General features: G+C 45.5%; 9 protein-coding genes. 7 read left to right on the forward strand and 2 right to left on the reverse strand.

Going from position 1 to position 16755, the window contains the following annotated elements; translation table 11 throughout:
- The first annotated feature begins 56 nt into the window (after nt 1-56).
- The 4 genes from SWP_RS15285 to SWP_RS15300 all read left to right on the forward strand — a co-directional run bounded on the left by SWP_RS15285 (nt 57) and on the right by SWP_RS15300 (nt 3309).
- On the forward strand, nt 57-356 hold the full coding sequence (locus SWP_RS15285) for a hypothetical protein (protein WP_228371072.1): 300 nt from the start codon (nt 57-59) through the stop codon (nt 354-356).
- Between the two features lie 2 nt (nt 357-358).
- Nucleotides 359-1993 (forward strand): PepSY-associated TM helix domain-containing protein, encoded by a 1635-nt coding sequence (locus SWP_RS15290; RefSeq protein ID WP_079891952.1) that lies wholly within the window; start codon nt 359-361, stop codon nt 1991-1993.
- A 5-nt stretch (nt 1994-1998) separates the two neighbouring features.
- Nucleotides 1999-2331 (forward strand): DUF3325 domain-containing protein, encoded by a 333-nt coding sequence (locus SWP_RS15295; protein WP_020913463.1) that lies wholly within the window; start codon nt 1999-2001, stop codon nt 2329-2331.
- A 483-nt stretch (nt 2332-2814) separates the two neighbouring features.
- Complete coding sequence (locus SWP_RS15300; protein WP_020913464.1) at nt 2815-3309, forward strand: hypothetical protein; 495 nt, start codon at nt 2815-2817, stop codon at nt 3307-3309.
- Between the two features lie 128 nt (nt 3310-3437).
- Here SWP_RS15300 and SWP_RS15305 read toward each other — a convergent pair whose 3' ends face one another.
- Complete coding sequence (locus SWP_RS15305) at nt 3438-3818, reverse strand: hypothetical protein (RefSeq protein ID WP_020913465.1); 381 nt, start codon at nt 3816-3818, stop codon at nt 3438-3440.
- A gap of 175 nt (nt 3819-3993) precedes the next feature.
- On the opposite strand from SWP_RS15305, the gene SWP_RS15310 reads away from it, so the two are divergent.
- From SWP_RS15310 to SWP_RS15320, 3 genes are all read left to right on the forward strand, one after another.
- Nucleotides 3994-4887, forward strand: a complete 894-nt coding sequence (locus tag SWP_RS15310; protein ID WP_187148505.1) for an AraC family transcriptional regulator — start codon at nt 3994-3996, stop codon at nt 4885-4887.
- 90 nt (nt 4888-4977) lie between these two features.
- Nucleotides 4978-5445, forward strand: a complete 468-nt coding sequence (locus SWP_RS15315) for an OsmC family protein (protein ID WP_020913468.1) — start codon at nt 4978-4980, stop codon at nt 5443-5445.
- A 347-nt stretch (nt 5446-5792) separates the two neighbouring features.
- On the forward strand, nt 5793-8030 hold the full coding sequence (locus SWP_RS15320) for an acyl-CoA dehydrogenase (protein ID WP_020913470.1): 2238 nt from the start codon (nt 5793-5795) through the stop codon (nt 8028-8030).
- Nucleotides 8031-8146: 116 nt separating this feature from the next.
- Here the strand turns inward: SWP_RS15320 and SWP_RS15325 are convergent, their stop codons facing one another.
- A complete protein-coding gene (locus tag SWP_RS15325) occupies nt 8147-16708 on the reverse strand; it encodes an Ig-like domain-containing protein (protein ID WP_020913471.1) in 8562 nt (2853 codons plus the stop codon).
- Nucleotides 16709-16755 lie beyond the last annotated feature (47 nt).

The raw sequence follows: 16755 nt of genomic DNA on the forward strand, positions 1-16755 counted from the left end.
CAGTTTATAAATTTAGACTCTCAATACTTACGTCTAACATATGGATGTCATTCATTTTGTTCTCACTAACCTTTAACTTTAAGCCTTTGTTTAATTCTGAAAAGTTTAATATCACCTCTCGTGCTCTTGCCGCTATATTTGCGGGTTACCTTACGGCTGCAACGGGGTCTGCTCTGCTTGCTATTGTTATTCCTCTCGCCCCAGTTCAAAGCACATTGACCGCAATGATGTTGTCTTTTTCAATCTATACCGCGGCAATCATCTGGGTATTCAGCGTAAAAAGTCATTTGGTAGCATGGCGAGATCTGCTCAGCTTGAGTGGCGTTTTTTATCTATTGATTAAGTTGATAGGCTAACCATGAAAGAGAACTTTTTTCGCAGCATGACTTGGCTGCACACTTGGGTTGGTTTACTTGTCTGTTGGGTATTGCTATTAATTTTCTTTGCAGGAACGTTGAGCTACTATCGGCACGATATTAGTCTTTGGACTAAACCTGAACTGCATAAAAATGTTATCCAAAGTTATGATGCGAGCCTCATCGAGCCTGAATTAGACAAGGCTCAACAATACCTATCTCAACATGCAGAGGGAGCTCGAGATTGGCGTATTAGCTTTCCTACAGACCGCAAACCCTATCTAAGCTATAGCTGGCAAACGCAACCGGAAGCGGGTCAACGTCGCGGTAAATTTATTGAACATGTGGTGCAAAAGGATCAAGAGCAACTTATCACCGATGTTCGCCAAACAAAGGGCGGTAACTTTTTCTATCGATTGCATTTTGACCTGCACTATATGCCAGCCAAAATTGCTCGCTGGATTGTCGGTTTCTGTACCATGTTTATGTTGATTGCTTTAATCAGCGGTATTGTGATTCACAAGCGCATTTTTAAAGATTTCTTTAGCTTTAGACGCAACAAAGGCAGTCGCTCGTGGCTTGACGCCCATAACGTTAGCTCGGTGCTAGCTCTCCCCTATCACCTAATGATCACCTATACCGGGCTTGTGACTCTTATGGCAATGTATATGCCGTGGGCCGTCATCACTGCCTACGACGGTGACTCTAAAACGTTCAGTAAGGAGTTAAGACCAAGTCGAGTACAGGTTAAACCGATTGGCGAAACAGCAGATACGGTGCAACTAACCTCTTTGCTGCCGCAAATCCATGAAATACTTGGTGACACACCTATTAGACAAGTGGTTATTAACAATCCTGGTGACCGAAACAGCAGAGTTAACGTATACAAAGATACCGGTGAAACGGTCACTGACAGAAGAACCGCTATTGTTTTTAATGCTGTAGATGGCAAATTGATGAATAGCGGCGTAGAGCCTGATTCTGGTGCCCAAAACACCCATGACACCTTAATCGCACTGCACACTGGCCGTTTTTCTGCTCCCGCTTTGAGGCTATTGTTCTTTGTCTCAGGGATCTTGGGCTGCGCCATGATTGCCACCGGCACGCTATTGTGGGCCAATAAAATTCGCCAAAAGCAACAAAAACAGTTAAAGCAAGGCAACAAAACTACTTTAGGGCTGCGGTTAGTTGAGGGATTAAACCTCACCTTTATCGCCGGTTTGCCACTGGCTGCGAGTGCTTTTTTCTATGCCAATAGACTGCTTCCTCTTGATATGGTCAATCGCGCGCAATGGGAAGCCAATAGCTTTTTCTTGGTACTGGTAACGCTTGGTGTCATCGCTTGCTTTAAGCGCACATTATCCGTTTGGCGCGCTGTATTAGCACTATCAGGACTGAGCTTAATAGCGATTCCAGTGCTCAATGCCTTAACCTCAGATAGCAACTTGTTAAGCAATATGAGTCAAGGACAGTGGTCGCTGGCAGGATTTGACATCATCTGCAGCATAATCGGATTAAGCCTATTATTTGCTCGTAGCAAGCTTTCTCAACGCCACAAGCAGCCTGCAAAACGACAGCATGATGCTCCAAGAACAGGTTTACCCCTAGGCAGTTCTGCAATGAATAAAGAGGCATAACGGCTATGTTGAGCTTACTAGGATTCACTTACATCGCATTTAGTCTATTAGCTCTGGCTATGTTCTCTCATCATAGAGAAGCCTTAGGCTATGCCCCGAGTGAAAAGCGCTGTAGAGTTTTATCAACTGCAGGTTGGTTTGGACTAGCGTTAACCTATTGGGGCTGCACGTTGCAGCAAGGTTTTGCATACGGCAGTATCATCTATTTTGGTCTATTAGCCGTTGCTGGATTACTGGTGGTGATAACTTTAAGCTACCGGGCTAAGTTTATGCCGTATGCTATGGGATTAAGTGCAATAATCAGTTCGTTACTGCTTTTAATTCCCCCATCACAATAAGCTGCCACTGTCCTTAAAGTTGACACTATAGGTCTAGGATTGTTCTGACATGCCCAGCAAGTATTCTCGCTGGGCATACTTGTTAACGAGGGACTATACCCACCACCAGCATCAGTCTTACGCCTCCCTCTCAGACGCCTTAGCTTTAAGCGGTAAACACTGAGGGTTGTCGATCTTTCGAGCTTAGTTGTTGTTCGATTACTTACCGTAAGAAATAGTTATTTTAGTACAAGGCTTGAGCGATGCTGCTTAGCCGGATAGGTGAAAAGCTCGTAACGCATGCTGTCATTAAAGAATAAAAGCATTGAAACGAATCCGAAGGGTCGCGCTTCTTGGCTAAAACAACCGTGAAAAGTCAACAGCCCCTAAACTGAGCTCACAAAAATCTAGTAAAAATACCTGTTTACAGCTGATTCAGTTCACATTCAGTTTCAATCACTTAAAATACTGACTACTAAACTATTTTCTGATGACTGAGGTTATATGCAAGTATCACAGCCCCTTACCCAAACTGTTACTCAGTCTCCGAGTCAAAGCGCGGAAATAAGTACGCAAAAAAACGCTCAACAAAATACACAGTCAAGCTCAGGCACACCTCTCACTCAAGCGGCACAACCCGATACCGTCACCCTTTCCGCCAACGCTATGACAATGGCAGCAAAAGACAGTTCAGCTACAAACACAGTCGCCTCAACCCATGAAGCAGAGATTTTGCCTGTAGAACCCAAGTTGCCTAATGAAGGCGAAAAGGTAGAGGATTATGTTGAGTACAAAAAAGCTAAGGCACAGTACCAGCTTTATGCCGATATCGCTGGCGTAGCCACTGGAAACAGTAGCCTAACGCCAGCATCAGCTTATTACTTATCTAATAATGATGATGCTCGAGAAGCTGTAGTTAACAACAAAGCACAGCAACAACAGCAGGCTGTTATGCAAACCTACGTTGAAACAACCCAAACTATCAATGTCTATAGCTAAGCATATCTCCCCTATCAATAAAGAAAGCCGCTATAGCGGCTTTTTTATTCTCTAAAATACTACCTATACACTTCGCAATTAATCTTGCGTTTGCACGGTCTATTATACCAATCGGCCTAGACAGAGACTTACCCAGCCTTAATCACATCCATGTCATACCATGGTGTTGGGTTGATCGGGCATCTAAAACGAACGCCCTCAGCAGTGACTTCAACAACATCACTGCGAAGTGTTTTTCCGGGTTCAATTGGAAACATATCTAACGCTTCATGAGTGGTAAAGTTTTGTAGCTGGAAACCGACTAACTTGCCAGCCTTATTGGTAATAATAAACTGGTACTTTCCCGGTTTTAATGACGCTAGTGTGTCTTTGGCACTGAAGTAACCACCGTGTTGCTCTAAGTAAATTTCTACCACACCGTCGGCATTTTGAGTTGGTGTTGCTGCTGACGTTGCAAAGCTAAATACCAGTGCTGTCATTAGCATTATTTGAGTGATGAATTTTTTCATTTTCTATTCCTTAATGATGTGTTTGAACTAACAACACCAGCATAGCGAGGTAGAGAAAAAGAGAGTATGCCTCAAGCTCTGCGCTTTATGCCCGATCGTCTAATCTTATTAAATTCACTCTCTAAAAAAGATAATGACAAGCTTTTGGCTTTTAACTGACAAAAAATGGTTATCAATGACTGACATCAATAAATTACTTGCCAATTTTCACCTTAACGCGACAATCTTCCACCGCTCCTTACTTTGCAATACATGGAGCACGGATACCTCCGGCAGTGGACTGGCGAGCTTCCACTTAGTTAGCCAAGGTCAAGCGTATCTATATTGTGATGATATTAAAGCCCTTGAATTAAACGCTGGTGACTTAGTCGTTTTTCCACACGACGCCCCCCACATAATCAGCAGCAGTGATGATGCAGAAACAGCCGCTAGCATCAATAGCTTTATCGCCTACCCAATGGCTCACAAGTCAGCCAATCAAACTGGCTTGATATGTGGTTACTTTGATTTTAGTGAAGACAAAAGCCACCCGCTTATTTGTCAATTGCCGACATGTATGGTGCTCCATAAACATCAGCAGCAAGGCGCACTAGCAGGCATAGTCCAAAGCCTTATCGAAGAAGCTAAGCTGGGATTATTGGCCAACGAGGTGATTTTATCGCGTTTAAGTGAAGTCTTTTTCTTAAACCTAATAAGAAAACTATCCTTAGATGAGCAGACTAATATCGGCTTGTTCAAAGCGTTACAAGATCCAAAAATGAATAAAGTACTACATGCTATTAATACCGACTTAGCTCATCACTGGACCGTAAATACTATGGCCGAAATAGGAGGCTATTCACGGGCAAGCTTTGCCAGTTATTTTAAATCCTATCTTGAGCTGACCCCACTTGAGTATTTAACTCGACTACGCCTGTCACAAGCAAAAAAGCAGCTGCGCGCAGGTGACAGTGTTTATAAAACAGCGCTAGATGTTGGTTATCAAACCGATGTATCTTTTGCAAAAGCCTTTAAACGCTACTTTGGTTATGGCCCAGGCAGCAGTCGAAAAAGCAATACACTAGCTTAACGCTATCAATTACATTCAGCTTAGCCGTCGTTAAGTTGACCCACAATAAACAAGAAGTTACTTTCACTCTTTTGACAGCGAGTAAACAACATGAGTTTTAATATTGATATTAGCTGGATGGCATCAGTAACGTCGGCTAAAGAGCCCGCTGGTTTTTGTCGCGATCACAACATTGTATTTGGCAGCGGCCAACAAGTTAACGCATCATCTGCGCCAGAATATAGTGGTAATAGTGCTTTTGTTAATCCAGAAGAGAGCTTATTAGCTGCATTATCTTCCTGTCATATGCTGACATTTTTAACCATCGCTCACCTGAAACGCCTGCCCGTAGTTAGCTATTATGACCATGCAGAAGCTGAGCTTGGTAAAAATGAGCAAGGTAAGCTATTTGTCAATAGAATCACTTTACAGCCACAAATAACCTTTGCCGAAGGTGTTGAAGTAAGTGAAGACGTGATAGCTAAAATTCATCAAAAATCTCATGCAAACTGCTTTATTGCCAATAGTCTTAATCCTGAAACCATCGTTGAGATCCTGACTAAAGAGCTAAGTGAATAACCCCGCTGCAAGCTAATTTTCTCAGTAGAGAATTAGCTTGCATTGCAATATATCTACCTCTGAAATCAAGCGAAAAACACCTGCACCTATAAAGTCTAATTTAGCAATAAGCATCATTACTTTGATTGTTTTCTCATTAAAAAACGCAAATTTTCACCAATTAATTCAAAAGACTAAAAATAATTTAATTTCAGAGTACAGGCGTAAGCTTATGAAATTTTTATAGTTAATATTCATTGCCAGACAAAAATCTAAACAACCGTTTAAATTTATCGTTTGAAAATTTGATCTGCCGCTCAATTTGTGACGTAATGTGAGCCATACTTCTGGTCGGACGAGCATCGAAAATGAGCATTAGAACTAAACTAAAAAAAGTATTACCGAGCATTTCTACTACAGAACAAGAAGCACTCGACGCTGGCGATGTGTGGTTAGAAGGTTCAATTTACCAAGGCGTGCCTGACTTTGCCGCCCTACGCGATATTCCTGTAGCAACATTATCAGCAGATGAACAAGCCTTTCTCGACGGCCCAGTACAGACATTAATTGAGATGGTTGATGATTTTGAAATCCAGCGCAGTAAACATCTGCCAGAGAATATTCTCAACTTTTTGAAAGAAAATAAATTCTTCTCTCTTATCATTCCAAAGTCATTTGGCGGCCTAGAGTTTAGTCCATATGCAAACTCAACCATTGTTGCAACTATCGCAGCAAAAAGCTCAGCGGTAGCCGTGACGGTTATGGTGCCAAACTCACTCGGTCCGGGTGAGCTATTGATGCATTACGGCACTTCAGCTCAGCAAGATTACTGGTTACCGCGTCTAGCTAACGGTCAAGAGATCCCTTGTTTTGCATTAACCAGCCCAGAGGCGGGTTCGGATGCTGGCGGAATTCCTGATATTGGCACCGTGACAATGGGCGAATATGAAGGTGAGCAGGTGTTAGGTTTAAGCGTGACTTGGGACAAGCGTTACATCACCCTTGCTCCAATTGCGAGTGTACTTGGTCTGGCCTTTAAAGTTGAAGATCCAAATGGCCTGCTTGGCGGTAAAGAGAGCTTAGGCATCACATGTGCCTTAATCCCAAGAGCACATCCAGGTGTCGAACTAGGTAATCGTCATGATCCAATGGGCATTCGTTTTTACAACGGTACTACCCGTGGTGAGAATGTCTTTATCCCAATGGACTTTATTATTGGTGGCCAGAAAAATATTGGTCGTGGCTGGGCAATGCTTGTAGCCTGCCTAGGTGCAGGTCGCGGTATTTCACTGCCAGCTTTAGGTGTGTCTGTTAGCCAATGTTCATTTAAATCATCGGCTGAATATGCGGCAGTGCGTGAGCAATTTGGTCTATCAATTGGTAAGTTCGAAGGTATTCAAGAAAAGCTTGCTGACATTGCAGGTAAAACTTATTTGCAAGAAGCGATGCGAGTACTGACCACTGAAGGCTTGGGTCTTGGCTTAAAGCCATCAGTTGTCACCGCAATTGCCAAATACCATATGACCGAACTGGGTCGTGACATTCTTGACTCTGCAATGGACATTCAAGCTGGTAAAGCGATTCAAAATGGTCCTCAAAACACTTTAGCCTCTGGCTATGTTGCACAACCAATTGCTATCACAGTCGAAGGGGCGAATATTCTCACCCGTAACCTGATGATCTTTGGTCAAGGCGTGATGCGTTGCCACCCGTATTTACAAAACATGGTTGAGTCTATTCACTCTAATGACAAAGGTGCAGATAGAGTATTCAACGGCATTTTACGTAAAACGATAGGTTATAGCGTGGGTAATAGTTTACGTGCCTTTAAACTTGGATTACTGCCATTCAGCGCAGCTGCAAGTTCAACACTTTCAGAGGTGAAACCATATGAGCAGTCGGTTCATAAGCTAGCATCGAAGTTAGCAGTCTATGCCGATTTCTCACTGTTAGTGCTAGGTGGCAAGCTCAAGCAAGCTGAGATGCTATCAGCACGTCTTGGTGATGTAATGAGCTATCTGTACGCAGCAATGGCATCAATCCGTTACTATGAGCAAAAGCTACCAGCAAGCGAAAGAGTAGAGGCTGCGCCATATTTCCATTACGCAACTCGCTGGTCATTGTGCCAAGCTGAAAAGGCACTATTAGACTTCTTGGATAATTTCCCATCTTCAGCCACAGTTAAGTTTATGCGTTTAATCACAGTAACTTATTCACCTAAGATGACAAAGATCAACGATGACTTAGTTCGTGAGTTAGCCGAGCAAGCCCAACTAAACTCTGAGTTTAAGAAGCACCTCACCCATCTTGTTAAGCCAGTGGCTGGCGACGGTAACTATATCAACGAGCAAGCCTACCTAGCTAAAATGGAATGTTTACCACTGCTTGCTAAAGTGAAGAAGGCAATAAGAGCACGTACCTTTAAACCAGGAGTTAGATTTGCACTCACTTTAGATGCAGCTCTTGAAGCCAAGGTGATCAATGATGGTGAACACAAGCAGTTACAGGACTATAACCTTAAACGTGAACGTGCTATCCGTGTCGATGAGTTTGATTTTGATATGAACCTCATCACTGAAAAAGCTGACCTAAAAATCGCTAACTAACCTCAGCTCCATTTATGTTTTTGACAAGAACATGGCCGTTTTGTGTAAGCAAAACGGCCATTATTTTTAAGATATTCGCTGTAAAGACTTTAATGGCAAGGACTCGAGCTTACTGATTAACGCCCAAACCGGCTGGTAAACTGCAACCCTACAACCCATACATCTTCAGCATAAGAGACCCATTCAAATGCTAAGCCGTTATCTTGGTTGAATCCATAATATAGCCCAGCACCGGCGGCAAACTGCTGGTCGCTATTGTCATCAATATTCAGAGGTCCACTGGTTTTGGTTTCTAACCAACTAACGCCTGCTAAACCATACACTTCTAACCCTGAATCACTAAAAATAGCGGTTTGATATTGGCCAAATAATGCCACACCTCGATAATCAATCTCAGCATTAAGGCTGCCGTTTTGACTTAAATCAACTTGACCTAACTCAACGCCACGTAATTTAAGCCACCAGCTATCATCGAAGCCATACCCAAGCTCAAGATTGTAAGATAGGTCATAGTCATTGTCTTTATCAATGTCGATGTAAAGCGTTGGCTCAAGGTTGACGGCACCGAGTCCCCCACCAATCGAATACTGTGCATGAGCAGGCACTACACACGCCAATGTGGCAAGCATGAAGACAGGTATAATACTGACTGCTCGAACTCTTATTTGGCGCACCATAGCAATCATAAGCAATACTATAAGGGCGACGAAGTGCATCGCCCCGCCACCAATAATAGTCTTACCATCAGGCCCATTATTATTACTAATATCCTCGCCATCATTGGTACCGTCATTGTCAGAGTCAACATCTAAATGGTCTGCTATACCGTCATTATCTGTATCTAACATTTCTCTATCATCCCTGACTCCATTTCCATCACTATCGCTACCATAAATGACACCATTAACTTCATGATCTACCCCATCATCTATGCCATCAGCATCGGCATCAAAACCTGTATAAAAAGCTTGTTGCGGGTTCTCATCAACGTCAGGAATGCCATCGCCATCATCATCGTCATCGGCATGGTTAGCATATCCATCGCCATCAAGATCAGGCAAGCTACCAAATGCGCCAACCGCTCCATCTACAATATCGATAAGTCCATCATGATCCATATCGATAGTATCGTCTAATCGTCCATCTTGATCTGCATCCATTTCAAGGGGTAAACCAAAGTTGATTAAGTCAAACACCTCCCCGTTACTTTTTAGCTGAAGAAAATCAGGCTTAGTATCACTATTGGTATCGATAAGCGCTTCGACAGTATTAATCATGCTGCTAGGATCATCATTAAACCCATTGCTATCGGCATCCTCAAGCCCTGCTTCAATTACATCTGCAACCCCGTCATTGTCTGAGTCCAGATCGAGGTGGTTCGCGCTAAGATCTTGGTCTAAGTCAAATTCTGACAACAAATCGATTACTGCCGTTAATGAGGCTAAGTTGTCATCAACACCGTCAAAGTTAATGTCGGCTCGCCCATCATCTATCTGGTTATCTCCATCAACATCGGCATCGAAAAAGTCAATAATGCCATCTTCGTCGCCATCAATAACCCCTACGTTTGTTAAGGCTGCGTTAGCCAAAGCAGGACTAGCGCTGGATTGAGCATTTGGTTTGGAGTTTGAGTTACTAGCCTCAGCAGCGAGTAATACGGAGACAGAAAATTCAGCAGCATCACTGATACCATCATTGTCTGAATCTGTATCATTGGCATCAGCTATCCCATCGCCGTCAGTATCGATATCGCGTTCAACCAGGTTAGGTATACCATCACCATCACTGTCTTGTCCCTGAAGGATAAGTGCAATTAATGCTTCAATTTCCGCGACCTCATCAATATCAGCTGCATGGTAATTTGCCACAGCATTATTGAGCAAAGTCAATATGCTATCTAATTGCTCTAATGATGCATTACTGACTCCGGCATCGAGATAAACTTGGGCAAGCAATTGAGCAGCGTCACCATCGAGATCCGCAAAATCACTAATCAGTGCAAGCGCGTGCTCAGGAATAGTCATCACCATGGCCGTGAGCTCTGACGAGACAGTCTCAGTTCTGCCCGCATCATCGAGATAAGTTGCTATTACGGAGATCGCTTTGCCTGCTTCCTCACTCGTCAGTACATAGAAATCATCTTCGCCACCAATACTGCTACTTTGTTCATTCAAATGACTGAACCATTGGTAACTCGCAGCGGGTTCGGTTATGCCATCAACATCATCAATTACCGCAGTAATAGTCTGCTCGACAACTTTAAAGCCATCAATGCGTACACTACCAGGGCTGTTAGTTGGGTAGGCACAGTTAGTTGACTCCAAATTACCGTTTTCAGCACTGTCTTCGACAACATCGGCAGGAACCTGCACCAAGACATCTTGCCCTACAGATGTTACCGAGCCCTTGAGAACATATTTATCCTTTTCTCCGACTAAACTTAATGCGATACCATTCTCAATTTGAAAATCTTCTAACGTCAAGCCAATGACAGGCTCAGTAAAGAGCATATCTATGGCAAACTCTTCACGCTCTTCCATTGCCAGCAGCGATAAGGTCACTTCAGGTTTAACACTATCAAAATTAACTTTGAATAACTCTGAGGATAGACTCAATCGACCACTCTTATCGGCCGCAGCATTCTCTTTAACTAATAGTGACACCTCACCTTGTTCGATAGGTGTCACTAGAACGCTATAACCTAGCCCCTCACCGCTCCACTGAGATAAAGTGGCATTGGTCAATTCAACTCCTGTGAGGTCAAAGCCTTCGACCTCCTCACTAAAGATCAAATTAGCGGTAAATGCACTATTAATGTCCCCCGTAGCTCCGTTAATAATTACCGTTGGCGGCGTATCATCGTAGATAACGCTGAACGCGTCGGCGGCGGTATTGCCGTTATCTGCCGAGTCCACTGCTACATCCGCGGCGACATCAACCGTCAGGCTACCTGCTGCGGTTGGGCTAATGAGTGCCGTATAGGTTGTGCCTGAGCCTGCGAAGTTAGTGACAGATGCATTGCTGACTGAAATGTCAGCGCTATCGAACCCTGTCACTGACTCACTAAAGGTGAAGGTGGCCGTAAAGGCCGCGTTGATATTACCGCTGGCACCAGAAATAACGACACTAGGTTGACTGCCATCATAGGTCACACTCAGTTGCGCTGCCGCAGTATTACCGTTATCCGCGACATCCTTTGCTACATCCGCGGCGACATCGACGGTCACACTACCTGCAGCCGATGGGGTGATCAGCGCGCTATAACTGGCGCCACTTCCGCTAAAGCTAGAGAGCGTTGCGTTACTGATTGAGATGTCAGCGCTATCGAACCCTGTAACAGCCTCACTGAAAGTAAAGCTAGCGGTAAAGGCTGCGTTAATATTGCCGCTGGCACCACTAATCGCGACACTAGGCTGACTGGCGTCATAGGTCACACTCAGTTGGGTTGCTGCTGTATTGCCGTTATCCGCGACATCTTTTGCCACATCCGCGGCGACATCAACGGTTACACTTCCTGCTGCAGTAGGTGTGATCAGCGCACTATAACTGGCGCCACTTCCGCTAAAGCTCGAGAGCGTTGCGTTACTGATTGAGATGTCAGCGCTATCGAACCCTGTCACTGCCTCACTGAAAGTAAAGCTAGCGGTAAAGGCCGCGTTAATATTACCGCTGGCTCCACTAATCGCAACGCTTGGCTGACTTGCATCAAAGGTCACGCTCAGCTGCGTTGCTGCAGTATTGCCGTTATCCGCGACATCCTTTGCCACGTCCGCGGCGACATCGACGGTCACACTGCCCGCTGCAGTAGGTGTGATTAGCGCGCTATAACTGGCGCCAGAGCCAGTGAAATTTGAAACGCTGGCGTTGCTAACTGAAATATCAGCGCTGGTAAACCCTGTCACAGACTCACTGAAAGTAAAGCTAGCCGTAAAGGCCGCGTTAATATTACCGCTAGCTCCACTAATCGCAATGCTTGGCTGACTAGCATCAAAGGTCACGCTCAGCTGCGTTGCGACAGTATTGCCGTTATCGGCGACATCTTTTGCAACACCCGCAGCGACATTAACCGTGACACTACCTGCAGACGTTGGGGTAATGAGAGCCGTATAGGTTGTACCTGAGCCAGTGAAGTTAGTGACCGTGGCGTTGCTAACTGAAATATCACCCATCACAAAGCCTGTCACAACTTCACTAAAGCTGAAGGTTGCCGTAAAGGCTGCGTTAATATTACCGCTGGCACCTGAAATAGTGATGCTTGGCTGGCTAGCGTCGTAAGTCACACTCAGCTGCGTTGCTGCAGTATTGCCGTTATCGGCGACATCTTTTGCCACATCCGCGGCGACATCGACGGTCACACTACCTGCTGCTGTTGGGGTAATGAGAGCCGTATAAGTTGTACCTGAACCAGTGAAATTACTGACCGTGGCATTGCTCGCCGAAATATCACCCATCACAAAGCCTGTCACAACTTCACTAAAGCTGAAGGTTGCCGTAAAGGCCGCATTGATATTGCCGCTGGCTCCACTAATCGCAATGCTTGGCTGACTAGCATCAAAGGTCACGCTCAGCTGCGTTGCAGCGGTATTGCCGTTATCGGCGACATCTTTTGCAACACCTGCGGCGACATCGACAGTCACACTACCTGCAGCCGATGGTGTGATCAGCGCGCTATAACTAGCGCCACTTCCACTGAAGTTCGAGAGCGTTGCGTTGCTGGCTGAAATATCGCCCATCACAAAGCCTGTCACAGCTTCACTAAAGCTGAAGGTTGCCGTAAAGGCCGCGTTGATATTGCCGCTGGCTCCACTAATCGCAACGCTTGGCTGACTTGCATCAAAGGTCACGCTCAGCTGGGTTGCTGCTGTATTGCCGTTATCCGCGACATCTTTTGCAACACCTGCGGCGACATCGACCGTCACGCTGCCCGCTGCTGCTGGGGTAATAGTTGCGCTATAGGTTGTACCTGAACCAGTGAAATTACTGACCGTGGCATTGCTCGCCGAAATATCAGTCATCACAAAGCCTGTCACAACTTCACTAAAGCTGAAGGTTGCCGTAAAGGCCGCGTTGATATTGCCGCTGGCTCCACTAATTGCAATGCTTGGCTGACTGGCGTCATAGGCTACGCTCAGCTGCGTTGCTGCGGTATTGCCGTTATCGGCGACATCTTTTGCAACACCTGCGGCGACATCGACCGTCACGCTGCCCGCTGCTGCTGGGGTAATAGTTGCGCTATAGGTTGTACCTGAACCAGTGAAATTACTGACCGTGGCATTGCTCGCCGAAATATCAGTCATCACAAAGCCTGTCACAACTTCACTAAAGCTGAAGGTTGCCGTAAAGGCCGCGTTGATATTGCCGCTGGCTCCACTAATCGCAATGCTTGGCTGACTTGCATCAAAGGTCACGCTCAGCTGCGTTGCAGCGGTATTGCCGTTATCGGCGACATCTTTTGCAACACCCGCAGCGACATTAACCGTGATACTACCTGCAGACGTTGGGGTAATGAGAGCCGTATAGGTTGTACCTGAGCCAGTGAAGTTAGTGACCGTGGCGTTGTTGGCTGAAATATCGCCCATCACAAAGCCTGTCACCGCTTCACTAAAGCTGAAGGTTGCCGTAAAGGCCGCGTTGATATTACCGCTAGCACCGCTAATCGCAATGCTTGGCTGACTGGCGTCATAGGTCACGCTCAGCTGCGTTGCTGCTGTATTGCCGTTATCGGCGACATCTTTTGCCACATTCGCGGCGACATCGACCGTCACGCTGCCCGCTGCTGCTGGGGTAATAGTTGCGCTATAGGTTGTACCTGAACCAGTGAAATTACTCACCGTGGCATTGCTCGCCGAAATATCAGTCATCACAAAGCCTGTCACAACTTCACTAAAGCTGAAGGTTGCCATAAAGGCCGCGTTAATATTGCCGCTGGCACCACTAATCGCAATGCTTGGCTGACTGGCATCATAGCTCACGCTCAGCTGCGCTGCAGCAGTATTGCCGTTATCGGCGACATCTTTTGCAACACCCGCAGCGACATTAACCGTGACACTACCTGCAGACGTTGGGGTAATGAGAGCCGTATAAGTTGTACCTGAACCAGTGAAATTACTGACCGTGGCGTTGCTCGCCGAAATATCAGTCATCACAAAGCCTGTCACAACTTCACTAAAGCTGAAAGTAGCCGTAAAGGCCGCGTTAATATTACCGCTGGCACCTGAAATAGTGATGCTTGGCTGACTGGCGTCATAGGTCACGTTCAGTTGGGTTGCAGCGGTATTGCCGTTATCCGCGACATCCTTTGCCACATCCGCGGCGACATCGACGGTCACACTACCTGCTGCTGTTGGGGTAATGAGAGCCGTATAAGTTGTACCTGAACCAGTGAAATTACTGACCGTGGCATTGCTCGCCGAAATATCACCCATCACAAAGCCTGTCACAACTTCACTAAAGCTGAAGGTTGCCGTAAAGGCCGCATTGATATTGCCACTGGCTCCACTAATCGCAATGCTTGGCTGACTGGCGTCATAGCTCACGCTCAGCTGCGTTGCAGCAGTATTGCCGTTATCGGCGACATCTTTTGCAACACCAGCGGCGACATCGACTGTTACACTGCCAGCTACTGTTGGGGTAATGAGTGCCGTATAAGTTGTACCTGAGCCTGCGAAGTTAGTGACCGTGGCGTTGCTCGCCGAGATATCACTCATCACAAAGCCTGTCACGGCTTCACTAAAGCTGAAGGTCGCCGTAAAGGCCGCATTGATATTACCACTAGCGCCTGAGATCGTGACATCAGGCGCACCATTATCCATTACCATAATGCTAAACGCCTTTTGGTAATTGGTCGCACCATCACTGACTTGCAAACAGACTTTGTAACTACCTGCCGCTATTACCGATTGGGTTTCAAAAGCGGTACCCGTGACTTGAAATAGGTTGTTACTAGCATCGTTACCAGCGCCGCAACTACCATTAATAGATACACCGTCAGCAACCAAGCTAAACGTAAAGCTATTACTATCGATATCTACCGCACTGAGCGCGCCAACCTGAATTCCTGTACCTGTCGCACTTTGATTAATGCTAGTTGCACTTAGGCCAATATCGGACGGCGCATCATTTTGAGCAGAGATATCAATGTTGATCGAACCAAAAGCAATATCCCCACCGCCACCATCGCCAGTATTTCCGCCATCATTTCCAACTAACGTTAATACCCCTGCACCATCACCGTTGGCATTAGCCGTGCCTAGAAATTTAATATTTGTGGCTGTATCTAAATAGCTATTTATACTTGCAGGAGTACCAAAGATAGAAACCGTTGTACTTCCAGAACCTGTAATATTGAGACTATAGCCTGCACCATCAGCTGCAGTTAATGCTCCTCCTGTCACACTTAACTTTAATGTCGTATTAACGGCATCCGCATCACTAATACTGACTGCGCTTAGATCTAAATTACTAATCATATCTTCAGTTACAGATAGTTCTGTGGGTAATACTCCATTTTGCAGCGGATCGTCATTCTGTGCAGTAACAGAAACTGTGCGAGTATCATTTACTGAGGCGGAATTAGAGTCCGTCGCGGTGAAAGTGATAGTGCGATTACTGGTGCCAGGGTTATCTGAGGTATTTCGATAACGCAAAGACTGCAATACTTCCTGCACATTGGCATTGGTGGCATCACTATTGAAAGTAATGGTTAAGAGTGTGTTATTTGTTACTACAGCGCCAGATACGCTTACATCAGCAATATCTGTACCGTTAGCAAGAATATTGGTACCAGAAACAGTGATGGCTATACCGTCAACATCTAAATCACTTAGGCTGATTTCGTCAGCAGCTTCTGCGTTTGCCGTTATTTGAACCTGTAACGAGCCACCATCCCAGTCGGCATCACCGTCGGCATCAGACAGCGTAGCAGCGACATCTATCTGAGTGGCAGCCGCATTCTCAGTGTAACTTGCTGTTGAGTTATCAACTGAAATAGTCGGAGCGGTGTTAGCAGCTGGGCCATCATTTATCACAAAATTATGAAATTGATGTCCATAAAAGCCAGGGTAAGTTGGAGCGAGTGTCGCTTTATGGCGGATCCTGACCTCATCAACGTTATCAAAGTCACTTGGAAGAGTAACCGTCGTTATACCTGCAGCGCTTGGATCGTCATCAATTGTAGAAGGGTTGATAGCAAATTCAACTCTGGCAACGATGGCATCGTCTCTTAGCCCCAAAACTTCTAGTCGATTATTCTCATCCCTTAAGACTGCGACTGAAAAACTCGTAAAATCGAATTCCTGACCAGCCTGCTGTCTAAATACCAACCAAATCGCATCAGGGTTTCCGCGCGGCGCATCACTTGAATAGACTGATAAACCAAGAATTCCAGCAATGGGCTCATGTTCACTAGCTCCATAAAAACCAGCAATATTCCCACCGCCACAATCCATTAACGCAGCAAACGAGACACTGTCAGCATCTTCGGTACATTTAAAATCAAAGCTACCATGGTTGGCACTACTCAGACTAAACGATTTGACTGGACCAACGTCTACAGGGTCAGTATCTAAGATGGTACTCGTGGCAGCATTAGCTGAAAGACTAAAAAATGATAATAACAGTAGCACTGAACCAACTAACTGCTTAACTAAAGATAAAACGGGCAGGAGTAGTTTACTCATAACGGACGCACTTCCATGTGTTAACGATTGATATCAAAACTTTCACT

Origin of the sequence: Shewanella piezotolerans WP3 (genome assembly GCF_000014885.1) — a bacterium.
GTDB lineage: Bacteria > Pseudomonadota > Gammaproteobacteria > Enterobacterales > Shewanellaceae > Shewanella > Shewanella piezotolerans.

Bases quoted from the DNA above. Each gene is read 5' to 3' on its own strand.
- SWP_RS15290 (WP_079891952.1), top strand. From the start codon at position 359: ATGAAAGAGAACTTTTTTCGCAGCATGACTTGGCTGCACACTTGGGTT.
- SWP_RS15315 (WP_020913468.1), top strand. From the start codon at position 4,978: ATGAGTTTTAATATTGATATTAGCTGGATGGCATCAGTAACGTCGGCT.
- SWP_RS15300 (WP_020913464.1), top strand. From the start codon at position 2,815: ATGCAAGTATCACAGCCCCTTACCCAAACTGTTACTCAGTCTCCGAGT.
- SWP_RS15305 (WP_020913465.1), bottom strand. From the start codon at position 3,818: ATGAAAAAATTCATCACTCAAATAATGCTAATGACAGCACTGGTATTT.
- SWP_RS15310 (WP_187148505.1), top strand. From the start codon at position 3,994: ATGACTGACATCAATAAATTACTTGCCAATTTTCACCTTAACGCGACA.
- SWP_RS15325 (WP_020913471.1), bottom strand. From the start codon at position 16,708: ATGAGTAAACTACTCCTGCCCGTTTTATCTTTAGTTAAGCAGTTAGTT.
- SWP_RS15295 (WP_020913463.1), top strand. From the start codon at position 1,999: ATGTTGAGCTTACTAGGATTCACTTACATCGCATTTAGTCTATTAGCT.
- SWP_RS15320 (WP_020913470.1), top strand. From the start codon at position 5,793: ATGAGCATTAGAACTAAACTAAAAAAAGTATTACCGAGCATTTCTACT.